This is a genomic window from Pseudomonas fakonensis, assembly GCF_019139895.1.
Classification (GTDB): Bacteria; Pseudomonadota; Gammaproteobacteria; order Pseudomonadales; family Pseudomonadaceae; genus Aquipseudomonas; species Aquipseudomonas fakonensis.
Window position 1 is genome coordinate 536,453 of the sequence record NZ_CP077076.1, and the last position, 15,367, is coordinate 551,819.

The following is a 15,367-nucleotide window of genomic DNA, read 5'->3' on the forward strand; positions in this document are numbered from 1 at the left end:
CGCTCCCACAGGTATCGCACAATTCCTGTAGGAGCCGGCTTGCCGGCGATGGCGTTTACTGCTGCTGTTCGGCCAGCTTGTCGGCCAGGCGCACGAAGGCGGCCAGGTCGAGCTGCTCGGGGCGCAGGCTGCCGTCGACGCCGGCGGCTTCGATGGCCTGGCTGTCGAGCACGCCCTTGAGCGTGTTGCGCAGGGTCTTGCGGCGCTGGTTGAAGGCTTCGCGGACCACGTGCTCCAGCAGTTTCGGGTTTTTTGCCGGGTGCGGCAGCACTTCGTGGGGCACCAGGCGCACGATGGCCGAGTCGACCTTCGGTGGCGGGTTGAAGGCACCAGGCCCGACGTTGAACAGGTGCTCTACGCGGCAGTGGTACTGCACCATGATCGACAACCGCCCCCAGTCGCCACCGCCCGGGCCTGCGGCCATGCGCTCGACCACTTCCTTTTGCAGCATGAAGTGCATGTCGCGGATCAGCTGGGCGTGATCAAGCAGGTGGAAGATCAGCGGGGTGGAGATGTTGTAGGGCAGGTTGCCGACCACCTTGAGGCTGCGCTCTGGCACACCCAGTTGGTTGAAGTCGAACTTCAGGGCATCGCCCTGGTGCAGGCGGAAGTTGTCACGGCCGGCGAACTTGTGTTGCAGGATCGGCACCAGGTCCTTGTCCAGCTCCACCACGTCCAGCTGTGCGCCGCTGCCCAGCAGGCCCTCAGTCAGGGCGCCCTGACCCGGGCCGATTTCCAGCAGGTGTTCACCGGCCTTGGCGTTGATAGCCCGCAGAATGCGGTCGATGATCCCTGCATCGTGCAGGAAGTTCTGGCCGAAGCGCTTGCGCGCCCGGTGTTGGTATTGCTCGTTCATGGTCGGTTCTCGGCCATCTGGTAGGCGGTTTGCAGGGCGACGCGCAGGCTGCCGGTGTCGACCTTGCCGCTGCCGGCCAGGTCCAGGGCGGTGCCGTGGTCGACCGAGGTGCGGATGATCGGCAGGCCCAGCGTCACATTGACCGCAGCGCCGAAGCCTTTGTACTTGAGTACCGGCAGGCCCTGGTCGTGGTACATCGCCAGCACCGCGTCGCAGTGCTCCAGATATTTGGGGGTAAACAGGGTATCGGCCGGCAGCGGGCCGCGCAGGTCCATGCCTTCGGCGCGCAGGCGCTCAAGCGCAGGCTCGATGATGTCGATTTCTTCGCGGCCCAGGTGGCCGCCTTCTCCGGCGTGGGGGTTGAGCCCGCAGACCAGGATGCGTGGGTTGGCGATACCGAACTTGTCGCGCATGTCTGCGTGCAGGATACGGGTGACCCGTTCCAGGCGCTCAGGGGTGATGGCGTCGGCGATATCGCGCAGGGGCAGGTGGGTGGTGACCAGAGCCACGCGCAGGCCATGGGTGGCCAGCATCATTACCACCTGCCGGGTGTGGGTGAGGTCGGCGAGGAATTCGGTATGCCCGGAGAAGGCGATACCGCTCTCGTTGATCACGCCCTTGTGCACTGGCGCGGTGATCATCCCGGCGAAATCGCCGTTCAGGCAGCCGTTGCCGGCGCGGGTGAGGGTCTCGAGGACGAACGCGGCGTTGGCCTTGTCCAGCTGACCGGCCGTTACCGGTTTGGCCAGTGCTGTGTCCCACACATACAAGCTGCCTGCAGGCGCAGGCTGGTCGGGGAACTGGCCGGGGGCAACCGGCAGCAGGCTGACGGCCAGCCCAAGCTGCGTGGCCCGCTCGGCGAGCAGGTCACGGCTGGTGATGGCGATCAGGGGGTGGGGCTGGGCCTCGGCGGCGAGCAGCAGGCACAGGTCGGGGCCTATGCCGGCTGGCTCGCCGGGTGTAACGGCGAAGCGCAGGGGCTTCACTGGGCGGCCTGGTCAGCGCCAGGCAGCTTGATTTCAACGTAGGCTTCGTCGCGGATCTGGCGCAGCCAGGTCTGCAGCTCTTCGTCGTATTTGCGGTTACGCAGCACGCCCATGGCCTGCTGTTCACGGGCCTGCTCGGTGCTGTCGGTGGCGCGGCGGCCCAGTACTTCCAGTACGTGCCAGCCGTATTGGGTCTGGAACGGCTTGGTCACGACGCCTTGCTGGGCATTGGCCATCTGCTCGCGGAACTCCGGCACCAGGCTGTTCGGGTCGACCCAGTTGAGGTCGCCACCGTTGAGTGCCGAGCCCGGGTCTTCCGAGAAACTCTTCGCCAGTTCTGCGAAGTCTTCGCCGTTTTCGATGCGCTCGTAGATACGCTCGGCCAACTGCTTGGTGGCGGCTTCGTTGCGGATCTCGCTTGGCTTGATCAGGATGTGGCGCACATGCACTTCGTCACGCAGCACGCTTTCGCTGCCACCACGCTTCTCTTCCAGCTTGAGGATGATGAAGCCGTTGGGGATGCGGATCGGCTGGGTGATGTCACCGATGGCCATGCTGCTGAGCATCTTGGCGAAGTCAGGTGGCAGCTGGCCGGCTTTGCGCCAGCCCATCTCGCCGCCTTCCAGGGCGTTTTCACTGGCCGAGTTGGCGATTGCCAGCTGGCCGAAGTCGCCACCCTGGCGCAGTTGCTGGTAGACGTCACCGACCTTGCGCGCAGCCTTCTGGATGTCTTCGGAGTTGGCGGCTTCCGGGGTGGGGATGAGGATGTTGGCGAGGCGGTACTCTTCCGACATCTGCATCTTGCCCATGTCCGAGTTGAGGAAGTTCTTCACTTCCTGCTCGGACACCTGGATGCGCTCGGCCACGCGGCGCTGACGCACGCGGCTGATGATCATCTCGCGCTTGACCTGCTCGCGGGCGTCATCGAACGACAAGCCGTCGTGGGCCAGCGCAACACGGAACTGCTCCAGCGACATGCCGTTGCGCTGGGCAATGGTGCCGATGGCCTGGTTCAGTTCTTCGTCGGTGATGCGAATGCCGGAGCGCTCGCCGATCTGCAGTTGCAGGTTTTCGACGATCAGGCGCTCCAGCACCTGTTGTTCCAAGGCGCCTGAGGGTGGCACACCGCCGCCGCGCTTGGCGATGGTCTGCTGCACTTCGCGCACGCGCTGGTCCAACTGGCTTTGCATGACCACGTCGTTGTCGACGATGGCCACTACGCGGTCAAGGGGTTGCGGTGCGGCATGCACCGCGCCGCTCAGCATTACAGCGCCCAGCAACACCGGGCGCAGTCGATCAATAAGCTTGGTCTTCACGTGTACGATAACCTTGAATGCCTTGGTCCAGGAACGACTCGACCTTGTTGCCCATGACGCCGCCGAGGCCTTTGAGCACGATCTGCAGGAAGATACCGTGGTCGCCCTTCTCGTTTGCCGGGGTAGCCTGGCTGAAGTCGTCGTAGTCGACCCAGTAACGGTTGATCAGACGCAGTTTCCAGCAGCAACTGTCGTACTCGAAGCCACCGAAGGCTTCCAGGGTGCGGTTGCGGTTGTAGTCGTGCTGCCAGCGCGCGATGGCGTTCCACTGCGGGACGATCGGCCAGATGACCGAGAAGTCGTGCTGCTGGATCTTGTAGTAATCCTTGATGTAGTTCGCATCACCCGAGGTGCCGTAGTCGCCGCCACCCACTTTCCACGTACCGGTAATCGAGTCGTAGTTGATGGTGTCGTTGCGATAGCGGTAGCCGAGGTTGACGATCTTGTTCGGATTGTCCTCAGGCTGGTAGTGGAACATTGCGCTGGCCGAACGGGTCGAGCTGCTGTCCGGGTCCCAGTTGAAGTCCGAATTGAAGCGCCAGTCGCGGTTGAAGGCGTATTCGTATTCCAGCGCATACGGCGACACGCTGGACTGGCTGTCCTTGCGGGTGCGGTAGTCGATGCCCGGCAGCTGGACCTTGCGGTCTTGGAAGTAGTAGGCCTGGCCAACGCTGAAACGCTGACGCTGGAAGCCGTTGGGCTCGATCCAGCGGCTGGTCACGCCCAGCGACAGCTTGTTCTCGTCACCGATGCGGTCGGTGCCGGAGAAACGGTTGTCACGGAACAGCGAGCTGTAGTTGAACAGGCTCTCGTTGGTGTCGAACAGCGGGATGTCCGACTGGTCCTTGTTCGGGACGTAGAGGTAGAACAGGCGCGGTTCGAGGGTCTGGCGGTAATCCTTGCCGAACAGCTGGGTATTGCGATCGAAGTACAGGCCGCTGTCGACGCTGAAAATCGGGATGTCGCGGTTGATCGAGCTGCTGTAGCTGCCGTAGCCGGGTTTCGACGCCAGGGTCACCGCCTCAGCCCGACCTTGGCTGTCCAGGTCGAGGTTGTAGTTGGTGTAGACGTACTTGAGCTTCGGTGTGATGTAGCCGTAGCCCGCTTCCATCGGCAAGCTGATGGCCGGTGCGAAGTTCAGGCGCGTACCGTTGGCCCGGGCGATGCCGGCGATGTTCTGGTCCAGGCGGCGGCCATCAAGGCCGGCCGTGGTGTCCAGCTCGCCGTCCTCGTTGAATACCGGGCCGTGCTTGAGGTCACGTTCGAAGCGCACCGCTTCGGTTTCGTAGCTCAGGTCGAAGCCGCTTGGATGGAACGGCAGCATGCCGTTCAAGGTGACCTGAGGCAGGCGATCGTAAGGCGTGACCTGCGACAGCGTGGCCATTTCGTAGGCATGCACGTTCAGGCGGGCGGTGTAGGTGTCGCCACGGTAGGTCAGCGCGCCTTGCTGGTCGACCACATCCTTGCTCTCGACGCCGATCTGGTCGGATTCGAGGTCCTGGAAATAGAACGGGTCGCTGATGTCGGTGTAGTTCACCTCGGTCATCAGGCGCTCGTCCAGGCCGCCCTTGTGCTGCCAGTTGATCATCCAGCGATCTTTCTGGTAGTCGGTCTGGTCCTTGCGGTCGTCGTTCTCGTCGTTGAGGAACGCGCCGCCGAACTGGCCTTCGCTGGACTTGGTCAGGTAGCGGAACTCGCCTTCCATCAGCAGGCCGCGCTTGCTCATGTAGCGCGGGTACAACGTGGCGTCGTAGTTAGGTGCCAGGTTGAAGTAGTAGGGCGTGACCAGCATGAAGCCGGTGTCGCCACTGCTGCTGAACGAAGGTGGCAGGAAGCCGGACTGGCGACGGTCGTCGATCGGGAAGTAGATATACGGCGTGTACAGCACCGGAATATCCTTGACCCGCAGGGTGACGTTGGTCGCGGTACCGAAGCCGGTGGCCGGGTTCAGTGTGATGTTGTTGCCCTTGAGCTGCCATGCGTTGCTGCCCGGCTCACAGGTGGTATAGGTACCGTCCTTGAGGCGGATGATGGCGTTCTCGGCGCGCTTGGCGTACAGCGCGTTACCGCGGATGTGCGACTTGTGCATCACATATTCGGCGTTGTCGACCCGGGCTTCGCCGGTATCGAGCTGGATCTGCGCTTCGTCGCCGACTACCAGGGTGCCGTTGTCGCGGATCTTGACGTTGCCCTTGAGCTCGCCGCGGTTTTCGGTCTGGTACAGGTTGGCCTCATCGGCTTCGGCCTGCATGCTGCCCTGGCGCATGACCACGTTACCGGCGAGCGTGGCGATTTGCTGCTCCTGCTGGTACTTGGACACCTTGGCGTTGATGTAGGTCGGCGACTCGTCCTTGGGCGTGGAGTCGTTCATGCCCGGGCGAACCGGCTCGATGTAGGCACCACCGCAGTACGGGCCGGTTTCGGCCAGTTGCGCAGGGGTGAGCTTGTCACGCGGGACCCAGTCGAGGTGGCTGTAGTCTTCGCTGCGCGACTTCAGGCCACGGCCCTTGCTCTCGGTGACCTGCACGGGCTTGTCGGCCTGGGCTTCGGCGACCTCGCCAGCGGCCACCGGCGCATCGGCGCTGGCAGCGGCTGCACCGGGGTGCACCGGGCGTGGCGGCAGGTTGTTGGTGGTCTTGGGCTTGCAGTCCCAGCCACCGGCGGCGGACACTTGGCAGTCGAACTGCTCGGCGGCCATCACATGCGACGAGGCCAGAGGCTGCAATGCCAGCAGACTGCCAGTCACCAGCAACGGAAACTTTCTACGAAACGCGGGGGATTTCAATGCCATCTTATTAGTCCGGGCTTCCTGCGTGCCATCTGCCCGCGTGTGGGGGCCGCACGCCTCTCGATGGTCTGAAAAAGATGCTGGATAATAAAGCATGACCCGCTTGACGGCTAGGGCCGTCGGAGACCCTTGTAATGCCCGATCACGATGTACGCCTGCAACAACTGACTGCCTGGCTGAATGAACAGCTGGCCAGCCTGTTCCACGACAACGGTTGGGGTGACGTGCCCGAGGGTACGTTGACCGCGGCCAGCAGCGATGCCAGTTTCCGCCGTTACTTCCGTTGGGAAGGCGCCGGCCACAGCTTCGTGATCATGGATGCACCGCCGCCGCAGGAGAACTGCGCCCCGTTCGTCGCCATCGACCATTTGCTGGCCAGCGCCGCTGTGCACGTGCCGCAAGTACTTGCCCAGGACCTTGAGCGTGGCTTTCTGCTGCTGGGTGACCTGGGTCGCCAGACTTATCTGGACATCATTGATGCCGACAATGCCGACAGCCTGTTCGCTGATGCCATCGACGCCCTGCTGAAGCTTCAGCGCCTGCCGATGGATGGCGTGCTGCCCAGCTATGACGATGCCCTGCTGCGCCGCGAGGTCGAGCTGTTCCCGGAATGGTACGTGGGCCGTGAGCTGGGCCTGCAACTCGATGACAAGCAAAAAGACACCTGGCAGCGAGTCAGCCAGTTGCTGATTGACAGCGCCCTGGCCCAGCCCAAAGTGCTGGTGCACCGCGACTACATGCCGCGCAACCTGATGCAGAGCACACCCAACCCTGGCGTGCTGGATTTTCAGGATGCGGTCTATGGCCCGGTCACTTACGACATCACCTGTCTGTTCAAGGATGCCTTCGTCAGTTGGCCGCAGGCGCGGGTCGAGGGCTGGCTGCGTGACTACTGGCAGCAGGCTCAGGCCGCCGGCATCCCGGTGCAGGCCGACTTCGAGGTCTTCCAGCGTGCCAGCGACCTGATGGGCGTGCAGCGCCACCTGAAGGTGATCGGCATCTTCGCCCGCATCTGCCACCGCGACGGCAAGCCGCGCTACCTGGCCGATGTGCCGCGATTCTTCGCTTATATAGAAGAAGTGATCAGCCGCCGGCCGGAGCTGGCCGAGCTGGGTCAGCTGATTGCCGAACTGCAGGCCGGGGCGTGCCGATGAAGGCGATGATCCTGGCCGCAGGCAAGGGCGAGCGCATGCGCCCGCTCACGCTGCATACTCCCAAGCCGCTGGTGCCCGCCGCCGGCAAGCCACTGATCGAGTACCACCTGGAGGCGCTGGCCCGGGCCGGTTTCACCGAGGTGGTGATCAACCACGCCTGGCTGGGCGAGCAGATCGAGGCCCATCTGGGCGACGGTCAGCGCTTCGGCCTGAGCATCCGCTACTCGCCGGAGGGCGAACCACTGGAAACCGGCGGCGGCATCTTCAAGGCGCTGCCTTTGCTGGGTGATGAGCCGTTTTTGCTGGTCAACGGCGACATCTGGACCGACTACGACTTTGCCGGGCTGCGTGCTCCGCTGGACGGCCTGGCGCACCTGGTGCTGGTGGACAACCCAGGGCACCACGGCCGGGGCGACTTCCGCCTGCTGGACGGGCAGGTGGTGGATGGGGACGATGCCCCCGGCACCCTGACCTTCAGTGGCATTTCGGTACTGCACCCGGCATTGTTCGAAGGCTGCCAGCCTGGCGCCTTCAAGCTGGCGCCATTGCTGCGCCAGGCCATGGCTGAAGGCCGGGTGAGTGGCGAGCGCCACGGTGGCCTGTGGGTCGATGTCGGCACCCTCGAGCGCCTGGCGGATGTCGAACGCCTGATTGCCGGGCGCGCCTGATATGTGGTGGCCGAGCACATTGATCGGTGCCGGGGCCGGGTTCGCCGTGGCCAGCATCCCCGGGGCTTTGCTCGGCGCGTTGCTGGGCCAGGCCATGGATCGGCGCCTGCGCCTGCAGGGGTGGGATGACCTGCGCGAGCGCCTGGGCGGGCGCCCGGCGCTGCGTGACGACGAGTTGCTGTTCGTGCTGCTGGGACGCCTGGCCAAGAGCGATGGCCGGGTGCTGGAGGGGCATATCCAGCAGGCGCGCCAGGAGATGACCCGCCTTGACCTGGCTGAGCCGGCACGCCTGCGGGCGATTGCCGCCTTCAACCGTGGCAAGGCCGGCAAGGACCGGCTCAAGGCCCACCTGCGGCGGATCCGCCTGCAGCCGCATGCTGCCGAGGGCACTTTGCGCGCCTGCTGGCGCATGGTCTGGGCCGACGGCAAGGCCGGGCGCCATGAACGTGACCTGCTGATGGGGTGGGGCGAGCTGCTGGGGCTGAGCCGCAACCAGGTGCACGCGCTGTCGCTGGAGTACGAGCCGCGCAAGGCGGCGGTCGAGGGCAGCATGACCTATGCCGCTGCGCTGCGCCTCTTGGGGGTGGAGCCGGATACTGCGGGCGACCAGGTCAAGCAGGCCTATCGCCGCCTGGTCAGCCGCCATCACCCGGACAAGCTGCTGGGCAACGGCGCCAGCGAGGCGCAGGTGCGTGAGGCAACCGAGCTGACCCGCGACCTGCACCAGGCCTATGCCATGATCCGCAAGCGCCGGGGTTTCTGAACGGTTTGAACCCTGTGCGCTACCTGTAGGAGCCGGCTTGCCGGCGATGAGGCCGGCACAGCCGGCGTCGGGCATTTGCCCTTATCAAGTGGTGCAAAGGGGCGCTTGGGGGCATCTGCCTTGTGCTGCCGGCTCGGGCCTCATCGCCGGCAAGCCGGCTCCTGCAGGGTTCAGTGCAGGTCTTAGGTTTTTATTCTTCCTGCGGTGACAGCCAGCCACGCACCCGGCGCAGCAACTGCTCTTGTTCGGCAGCCTTGTTGCCCGGCATGGCGATCAGCGACAGCTGGCGGTACTGGCTGTCCTTCTGCCGCTTGCTGGCTTGCAGGCGCGCTTGTGCTGCCAGGCGGTCCTGGGTGCGGGTGGCGTAATAGATGTCGGCAGCCGGCACTTTCAAGGTTGGGGTCAGGCTCAGCAGGTCGTGCTCGACCCGGGCCGGGGTTTGCGCGGCCACCATCACCAGCTTTTGCACTTGCGGGGGCTGCTTCTCGCTGAGGTAGCGCGCCGCCCAGTAGGCACCGCTGCCATTGCCCAGCAGCACGATGCTGCGCGCTTTTTGCTGCTGGGCGTAGGCCACGGCGGCATCCAGGCGGGCGAAGATTCGCTCGGCGTCGCTCTCGTCGTTGTGTTCGTCGGCTTCGACTGCGTCGGTGCTTTCGGCAGTGTCGGCCTCAGGGGCGGTGGCCTGGGCGACGTTGGCGTTGGCATCGGCGGGGGTATCCTTGGCCGGGGCCGATTCACCCAAGGGGGCTGCAGGCTCCGCTGCTGGCTTGGCGTCTACCCGCGCCTGCGGGCGCTCGGCCAGCAGGTCCGGCAGGCTGACGCTCAAGGTGTGCCAGCCGACATCGGGGAAACCGCGGCGCAGCGGCCCGACGGTGTTCGGCCAGTCAGCGTTCTCGCCGGCACCCGGCACGATGATGACCGCGCCCTTGGGGTCGCTGTCGTTGGCCGGCTTCCACAGTGCCAGAAAGCTTTCGCCATCGGCCTGCAGCATTTGTTGTTCGGCCTTGGGCACCCGGCGCTCCAGCGCCAGGGCATCGTCGGCACTGCGTTCGGCCAGCGGCGCACGCGGGGCCGGGGCGGCAGCTTCGGGCGCGGGCTCGGTTTTTTCGGCGTCGGCTGCCTGGGCGGCCAGCGGCAGGAGCGAGGCGAGGCAGATCATTGCCAGCTTCGTGCGATAAAGTGTGAACATGGATCGGTCCAGGGCCATAGAGATACCGGCAGCCTAATAGTATTTGTCCGCGACGGCCATGTTGTGCGGCCATCCTTGCCAAGACGAGGGTATAGATGAAGCGAGTGCGTTGCCTGTGGGTTATCGGCTGGTTGTGTCTGCCCTTGATCGCCCTGGCCGGGCCGGGCATGCCGGTGGCCGTGGTGTTGGAGCCTGCGCAGCAGCAGTGGCTGGATGCACACCGCAGCCTGCGCGTGGGCCTGGTGCTGCAAGCACCCTACGCCCAGTTCGACCGGCGCCTGCAGCAGTTTTATGGGGCCAACGTCGAGCTGGTCAACGCCCTGGCGCAAAACCTCAAGCTGGACCTGACCTGGCGCGGCTTCAACGACGAGGTGGCGCTGGAACATGCCTTGCTGGCCGGCGAGATCGATTTCGCCCCGGGCCTGACCCAGACCCCGGCCAGCCTGCGTAATTGGCTGTTCAGCGACCCCTACATGCGCGTGCCGCAACTGGTGGTAGGCATGCGCAGCGGCGCGGTGGCGGTGGAGCTGGAAAAACTCGGTGCCAACGACCGGGTGGCGGTGCGCATGCCGTCGCGCCTGGCCGACTACCTGCGCGGTAACTATGCCAACCTCAACCTGCAGGGCGTGCCCAACGAGCGTGAGGCGCTGCAGCTGGTGCTGGGCGGGCAGGCCGGCTTTGCCGTGGTGGACGAGGCGCAGCTTAGCCGGTTGTCCCGCGAGAACGAGTTCGCTGACCTGGCGGTGGTCGGCGATATCGGCCTGCCGCAGTTGCTGCGGGTGGGCTCGCGCCGCGACTGGCCGTTGTTGGCCGATGTGCTCGAGCGCGGTTTGCAGGCGCTGCCGGCCAAGCAGCTGGAACAGATGCACCAGCGTTGGCTGCAACCCAAATACCCGCGGTTCTCCGAGTCGGCCGGGTTCTGGCAGAACCTGGCGCTGTTGTTCGGCCTGCTGCTGCTCTGCGCCATGGCCACCCTGGTGTGGCAGCGCCGCCAGCAGCGCGGGCTGGAGCGCGGCTTGCTGGCGGCGCGCGAGAGCCTGGCCGAACGGCAAACCCGCGAAGAGGCGCTGCGCCTGAGCCAGTTCTCCATCGACCAGAGCACCGTGGGTATTCTCTGGGTCAACTGGGACAGCCATATCCGCTACGCCAACCACGCCGCCGAGCGCATGCTCGGGTTCGCCGAGGGCGTTTTGCTCGACCGGCCGCTGATCGACATCGAACCGAACCTGAGCATGGACCGCTGGCTGGAGCTGTGGAAGCGCGCCCGCTCGGGCGAGGGTGGTGACCTGCAATTCGAAAGCCAGGTGCGCAGCGCCAGCGGCGGTTTGTTGCCGGTGGACCTTTCGCTGTCGTTCTTGCGCTTTCGCGACGCCGAGTATCTGGTGGTGTTCGTCACCGACGTCACCGAGCGTCGCCGCGCCCTGGCCGCCCTGCGCGAGAGCGAGGCGCGGCTCAAGGGTATCGCCGGCAACGTGCCGGGGCTGGTGTTCCGCCTGGAGCGCGACCCGGCCGAGGGCGAGCTGGAATTCCCCTACATCAGCGAGGGCAGCGAGGCACTGGTGGGTTACACCCCGGCGGCGATCCAGCACCCGGACATGGGCCTGCGCAACCTGGTGCACCCCGAGGACCGTGCCGATTACCACCGGGTACAGGACATCGCCCTGGCGGGTGACCAGGACTGGTCGTGGCAGGGTCGCATCCTTACCCGCGAGGGCGAGCAGCGCTGGGCCGACATCAAGGCCACCACCCGCCGCCTGGGCGATGGCCGGGTGGTGTGGGACGGTGTGGTGTGGGACATCACCCAGGGCAAGCAGGCCGAACTGGCCCTGGCCGGTTCACAAGAGCAGTTGCGTGAGCTGTCGGCGCACCTGGAGAGCGTGCGTGAGGAAGAGAAGGCGCGCATCGCCCGCGAGGTGCATGACGAGCTGGGGCAGATGCTTACCGTGCTCAAGCTCGAGGTATCGATGTGCGAGCTGGCCTACGCCGAACTGGATGCCGGGCTGAATGAGCGCCTGGCCAGCATGAAGCGCCTGATCGCCCAGCTGTTCCAGCTGGTGCGCGATGTGGCCACTGCGTTGCGCCCGCCGATTCTGGATGCCGGCATCGCTTCGGCCATCGAATGGCAGGCCCGACGCTTCGAGGCGCGTACGCAGATCCCGTGCCTGGTGCAGGTACCGGATAATCTGCCACCCTTGAGCGATGCCAAGGCCACCGGGCTGTTCCGCATTTTGCAGGAGGCGCTGACCAACGTGATGCGCCACGCCCAGGCGCACACCGTGCAGATCGAGCTGGTGCGCGAAGGGCAGCAATTGCGCCTGACGGTGATCGATGACGGCGCAGGCTTTGCTATCGATGCCGCAAGGCCTGCATCGTTCGGCCTGGTGGGGGTACGGGAGCGGGTATTGATGCTGGGCGGCAGCATGACCCTGGACAGCGAGCCGGGCGAGGGCACCAGCCTGAGCGTGGCGATTCCATTGATGCAGGAGAGACAGTCGTGATTCGAGTGCTGGTGGCCGAAGACCACACCATCGTCCGTGAGGGCATCAAGCAGTTGATCGGCCTGGCCAAGGACATGCAGGTGGCCGGCGAGGCAGGCAATGGCGAGCAACTGCTGGACACCCTGCGGCATACGCCCTGCGAGGTGGTGTTGCTGGACATCTCGATGCCCGGGGTCAATGGCCTGGAGGCGATCCCGCGCATCCGCGCGCTGAACAATCCGCCGGCGATCCTGATGCTGTCGATGCACGACGAGGCGCAGATGGCCGCACGGGCGCTGAAGGCCGGGGCGGCGGGCTATGCCACCAAGGACAGCGACCCGGCGCTGCTGCTGACCGCCATCCGCCGGGTGGCGGGGGGAGGGCGCTATATCGACCCGGCCCTGGCTGACCGCATGGTGTTCGAGGTGGGCCTGACCGAGACCCGGCCGTTGCATACGTTGTTGTCCGAGCGCGAGTTCTCGGTGTTCGAGCGCCTGGCCCAGGGCGCCAACGTCAACGACATCGCCGTGCAGCTGGCGCTATCGAACAAGACCATCAGCACCCACAAGGCGCGGCTGATGCAGAAGCTCAAGGTGAACTCGCTGGCGGAGCTGGTGAAGTACGCCATGGAGCACAAGTTGGTGTGAGTGTTCTGGTTGCGACAACCCTGAAGCTGGCGCTGGCAGCGTGGGAGCGAGCTTGCCTCGCGATAGCTTCCTGCAGAGGTACAGGGTTGGGGCTTCTGTAGTCATCGCGGGGCAAGCCCGCTCCCACGGGAGCCCGCGTTCTGCGATCTGATCACGCCATCCTTGTAGGGATTGCCCTACAGCAACTCTTCCACCCGGATGATGGCATTCTCTCAGCACCGCCGATTTCCGTGCCCTTGCCGCTCTTCTACGCTGTTGCCTACGCAGTCATTCCAACAAGAAGGTGCAGGGCATGAGCGAGGCGAATTCGAACGAGACGCTGGTCAGCTTCCGTGGTGTGCAGAAGAGCTACGACGGCGAATCGCTGATCGTCAAAGACCTCAACCTGGACATTCGCAAGGGCGAGTTCCTCACCTTGCTCGGCCCTTCCGGCTCGGGCAAGACCACCAGCCTGATGATGCTGGCCGGCTTCGAGACCCCCACCGCCGGCGAGATCCAGCTGGCCGGGCGCTCGATCAACAACGTGCCGCCGCACAAGCGCGACATCGGCATGGTGTTCCAGAACTACGCGTTGTTCCCGCACATGACCGTGGCCGAAAACCTGGCCTTCCCCTTGAGCGTGCGCAACCTGAGCAAGACCGACATCAGCGAGCGGGTCAAGCGCGTGCTCAACATGGTCCAGCTGGATGCCTTCGCCAAGCGCTACCCCGGCCAGCTGTCCGGCGGCCAGCAGCAGCGCGTGGCCCTGGCCCGGGCCCTGGTGTTCGAGCCGCAGCTGGTACTGATGGACGAACCGCTGGGGGCGCTGGACAAACAACTGCGTGAACACATGCAGATGGAGATCAAGCACATCCACCAGCGCCTGGGCGTGACCGTGGTGTACGTGACCCACGACCAGGGCGAGGCGCTGACCATGTCTGACCGGGTGGCGGTGTTCCACCAGGGCGAGATCCAACAGATCGCCGACCCACGCACCCTCTACGAAGAACCCTGCAACACCTTCGTCGCCAACTTCATCGGCGAGAACAACCGCATCAACGGCACCCTGCTGGCCAGCGACGGCAAGCGCTGCCAGGTGCAGCTGGGCCGTGGCGAGCGGGTCGAGGCGCTGGCGGTGAACGTCGGCCAGGCCGGCGAGCCGGTGACCCTGTCGATTCGCCCCGAGCGGGTGCGCCTGAACGGCCACAGTGAAAACTGCGCAAACCGGTTTTCTGGCCGGGTGGCCGAGTTCATCTACCTGGGCGACCACGTGCGGGTGCGCCTGGAAGTCTGCGGCAAGGCTGATTTCTTCGTGAAACAGCCAATCGCCGAGCTCGACCCGGCCTTGGCCGTGGGCGATGTGGTACCGCTGGGCTGGGAGGTGGAGCACGCCCGCGCGCTCGATCCGATTGCACAAGCCCACTGATGGATTGCTTCACCAACCCTGTACTGTGGAGAGAATAATAATGCGCAAGCAGTTGAAACTGACCGCCCTGGCCCTCGGCCTGTGCGTCGCCGGGCAGGCCCTGGCCGCCGACCTCACCGTGGTGTCGTTCGGTGGCGCCAACAAGGCGGCCCAGGTGAAAGCGTTCTACGAGCCATGGGAGAAGGCCGGCAAGGGCAAGATCGTCGCCGGTGAGTACAACGGCGAAATGGCCAAGGTCAAGGCCATGGTCGATACCAACAGCGTGTCCTGGAACCTGGTGGAAGTGGAGTCGCCGGAGTTGGCCCGCGGTTGCGACGAGGGCATGTTCGAAGAACTTGACCCTGCGCTGTTCGGTAACGAGTCGGACTACGTCAAGGGCGCCATCCAGCCGTGCGGTGTGGGCTTCTTCGTGTGGTCCACGGTGCTGGCCTACAACGCCGACAAACTCAAGACCGCACCGACCAGCTGGGCCGATTTCTGGGACACCCAGAAATTCCCGGGCAAGCGCGGCCTGCGCAAGGGCGCCAAGTACACCCTGGAGTTCGCCCTGATGGCCGACGGCGTGGCGCCGAAGGATGTGTACCAGGTGCTGGGCACCAAAGAGGGCCAGGACCGTGCCTTCAAGAAACTCGACCAGCTCAAGCCGAGCATCCAGTGGTGGGAAGCCGGTGCCCAGCCGCCGCAGTACCTGGCCTCGGGTGACGTGGTCATGAGCTCGGCCTACAACGGCCGCATTGCCGCAGTGCAGAAAGAGAGCAACCTCAAGGTGGTGTGGAACGGCGGCATCTACGACTTCGACGCCTGGGCCATCCCCAAAGGTGCCAAGAATGCCGACGAGGCGAAGAAGTTCATCGCCTACACCGTGCAGCCCGAGCAGCAGAAGACCTACTCCGAGAACATCGCATACGGCCCGGCCAACTCCAAGGCAGTACCGCTGCTGGCGGACGCGGTGAAGAAGGACATGCCGACCACGCCTGAAAACATCGCCAACCAGGTGCAGATCGACGTGGCCTTCTGGGCCGACAACAGCGAACAGCTGGAGCAACGCTTCAACGCCTGGGCGGCGAAGAAGTAAGCAGCCGATAGACGGGGCCGCGTTGCGGCCCAATCGCTGGCAA

General features: G+C 65.0%; 12 protein-coding genes. 7 read left to right on the forward strand and 5 right to left on the reverse strand.

Going from position 1 to position 15,367, the window contains the following annotated elements:
* Window positions 1–55: 55 nt before the first annotated feature.
* The 4 genes from rsmA to KSS94_RS02315 are packed head-to-tail and all read right to left on the reverse strand — an operon-like array spanning window position 56 to window position 5,949.
* Complete coding sequence (gene rsmA, locus KSS94_RS02300) at window positions 56–856, reverse strand: 16S rRNA (adenine(1518)-N(6)/adenine(1519)-N(6))-dimethyltransferase RsmA (protein ID WP_217841494.1); 801 nt, start codon at window positions 854–856, stop codon at window positions 56–58.
* Window positions 853–1,842: a 4-hydroxythreonine-4-phosphate dehydrogenase PdxA gene (gene pdxA, locus KSS94_RS02305; RefSeq protein WP_217841495.1), complete on the reverse strand. Its 990-nt coding sequence runs from the start codon at window positions 1,840–1,842 to the stop codon at window positions 853–855. Before pdxA ends, rsmA begins: the two co-directional genes overlap by 4 nt.
* Entirely contained in the window at window positions 1,839–3,158 is a 1,320-nt protein-coding gene (gene surA / locus KSS94_RS02310; RefSeq protein WP_217841496.1) for a peptidylprolyl isomerase SurA, read from the reverse strand. The genes pdxA and surA overlap by 4 nt, the downstream gene beginning before the upstream one ends.
* Window positions 3,139–5,949, reverse strand: a complete 2,811-nt coding sequence (locus KSS94_RS02315; RefSeq protein WP_217841497.1) for an LPS-assembly protein LptD — start codon at window positions 5,947–5,949, stop codon at window positions 3,139–3,141. The genes surA and KSS94_RS02315 overlap by 20 nt, the downstream gene beginning before the upstream one ends.
* A gap of 131 nt (window positions 5,950–6,080) precedes the next feature.
* Between KSS94_RS02315 and KSS94_RS02320 the strand changes: the two genes are divergently transcribed.
* From KSS94_RS02320 to KSS94_RS02330, 3 genes are read left to right on the forward strand one after another with little or no spacing between them, the layout of a single operon-like run.
* Window positions 6,081–7,100 carry an aminoglycoside phosphotransferase family protein gene (locus KSS94_RS02320; protein ID WP_217841498.1) on the forward strand — a complete coding sequence of 340 codons (1,020 nt, stop codon included), beginning with the start codon at window positions 6,081–6,083 and terminating at the stop codon, window positions 7,098–7,100.
* Window positions 7,097–7,768, forward strand: a complete 672-nt coding sequence (murU, locus tag KSS94_RS02325) for an N-acetylmuramate alpha-1-phosphate uridylyltransferase MurU (protein ID WP_217841499.1) — start codon at window positions 7,097–7,099, stop codon at window positions 7,766–7,768. The genes KSS94_RS02320 and murU overlap by 4 nt, the downstream gene beginning before the upstream one ends.
* A 1-nt stretch (window position 7,769) precedes the next feature.
* Window positions 7,770–8,531, forward strand: coding sequence for a TerB family tellurite resistance protein (locus KSS94_RS02330; protein WP_217841500.1), 762 nt, complete (start codon window positions 7,770–7,772; stop codon window positions 8,529–8,531).
* Between the two features lie 190 nt (window positions 8,532–8,721).
* On the opposite strand, the gene KSS94_RS02335 is transcribed toward KSS94_RS02330, so the two are convergent.
* Window positions 8,722–9,720 carry an alpha/beta hydrolase family protein gene (locus KSS94_RS02335; RefSeq protein WP_217841501.1) on the reverse strand — a complete coding sequence of 333 codons (999 nt, stop codon included), beginning with the start codon at window positions 9,718–9,720 and terminating at the stop codon, window positions 8,722–8,724.
* A gap of 95 nt (window positions 9,721–9,815) precedes the next feature.
* On the opposite strand from KSS94_RS02335, the gene KSS94_RS02340 reads away from it, so the two are divergent.
* From KSS94_RS02340 to KSS94_RS02355, 4 genes are all read left to right on the forward strand, one after another.
* Window positions 9,816–12,218, forward strand: coding sequence for a PAS domain-containing sensor histidine kinase (locus KSS94_RS02340; protein ID WP_217841502.1), 2,403 nt, complete (start codon window positions 9,816–9,818; stop codon window positions 12,216–12,218).
* Complete coding sequence (locus tag KSS94_RS02345; RefSeq protein WP_217841503.1) at window positions 12,215–12,844, forward strand: response regulator; 630 nt, start codon at window positions 12,215–12,217, stop codon at window positions 12,842–12,844. The genes KSS94_RS02340 and KSS94_RS02345 overlap by 4 nt, the downstream gene beginning before the upstream one ends.
* 292 nt (window positions 12,845–13,136) lie before the next feature.
* Entirely contained in the window at window positions 13,137–14,249 is a 1,113-nt protein-coding gene (locus KSS94_RS02350; protein WP_217841504.1) for an ABC transporter ATP-binding protein, read from the forward strand.
* Window positions 14,250–14,289: 40 nt separating this feature from the next.
* Complete coding sequence (locus KSS94_RS02355; protein WP_217841505.1) at window positions 14,290–15,324, forward strand: ABC transporter substrate-binding protein; 1,035 nt, start codon at window positions 14,290–14,292, stop codon at window positions 15,322–15,324.
* Window positions 15,325–15,367: the final 43 nt, after the last annotated feature.

Coding starts and splice junctions, on each gene's coding strand:
- rsmA (WP_217841494.1), bottom strand. CDS start 856: ATGAACGAGCAATACCAACACCGGGCGCGCAAGCGCTTCGGCCAGAAC.
- KSS94_RS02315 (WP_217841497.1), bottom strand. CDS start 5,949: ATGGCATTGAAATCCCCCGCGTTTCGTAGAAAGTTTCCGTTGCTGGTG.
- KSS94_RS02320 (WP_217841498.1), top strand. CDS start 6,081: ATGCCCGATCACGATGTACGCCTGCAACAACTGACTGCCTGGCTGAAT.
- murU (WP_217841499.1), top strand. CDS start 7,097: ATGAAGGCGATGATCCTGGCCGCAGGCAAGGGCGAGCGCATGCGCCCG.
- KSS94_RS02330 (WP_217841500.1), top strand. CDS start 7,770: ATGTGGTGGCCGAGCACATTGATCGGTGCCGGGGCCGGGTTCGCCGTG.
- KSS94_RS02335 (WP_217841501.1), bottom strand. CDS start 9,720: ATGTTCACACTTTATCGCACGAAGCTGGCAATGATCTGCCTCGCCTCG.
- KSS94_RS02340 (WP_217841502.1), top strand. CDS start 9,816: ATGAAGCGAGTGCGTTGCCTGTGGGTTATCGGCTGGTTGTGTCTGCCC.
- KSS94_RS02350 (WP_217841504.1), top strand. CDS start 13,137: ATGAGCGAGGCGAATTCGAACGAGACGCTGGTCAGCTTCCGTGGTGTG.
- KSS94_RS02355 (WP_217841505.1), top strand. CDS start 14,290: ATGCGCAAGCAGTTGAAACTGACCGCCCTGGCCCTCGGCCTGTGCGTC.